This is a genomic window from Candidatus Hydrogenedentota bacterium (assembly GCA_016791475.1).
In the GTDB taxonomy this organism is placed as follows: domain Bacteria; phylum Hydrogenedentota; class Hydrogenedentia; order Hydrogenedentales; family JAEUWI01; genus JAEUWI01.
The window spans coordinates 1-584 of sequence record JAEUWI010000353.1 but is presented as its reverse complement, the minus strand read 5'-3'; the positions used below and the strand labels follow the sequence as shown (position 1 = coordinate 584).

Annotated in this window: 1 protein-coding gene; it reads left to right on the top strand. The window is 66.4% G+C overall.

Features of this window, described 5'->3' with window-relative positions; genetic code table 11:
- Window positions 1-221 precede the first annotated feature (221 nt).
- Window positions 222-584: hypothetical protein (locus JNK74_29635; protein MBL7650336.1), on the top strand; the 363-nt coding region annotated here is incomplete at its 3' end.

Genomic DNA, 584 nt, shown 5'->3' with positions numbered 1-584 from the left:
GCGCGCGCTACAGCCATGCGGTATATTACCCGGTATTCAAGGGGCTATTGGAAAGGGTTGCGCGTGGTGAAGCGTAGTATGGCAGCATGGCCTGGGGGCGTTGGTGCCCTGCGCGGCGCGAGTAACCGCGCCGAAGATCGGACCGATCAGACTGATCAGACCGATCAGACAGATCGGTCTGATCGGTCTGATCGGCGAAAGTCACTCTTGTGGGCGGTCGCATGCCGCTGACGCCCGCGAACGACCCCGATCTGGCGCTGGCCCAGGAGTGGCTCGGCGAGTTGGATACCTGGCTGGTGGCGCACGGCACGGCAGGCCCGGACCCTTTTGACGTGAAGGCGCACCCGCGCCTCCGCGGGCTACAGGGGCGACCGTTCCTGCGCCGGGCGAGCACGGTGCTGTGCGACGCCTTCCCCTACGTTACACGCCGCGCGCTGGGCATTGCGCCGACCGAGAATCCGAAGACCCACGCGCTGCTGGCGCTCGGAAAATTGCGGCTGTTCCAGCTTTCGGAAGACGACGCGTACCGGCATGCGGCGGAGGGGCACCTGCGATGGCTTCGGGAACATCCCGCGGAGACGGCC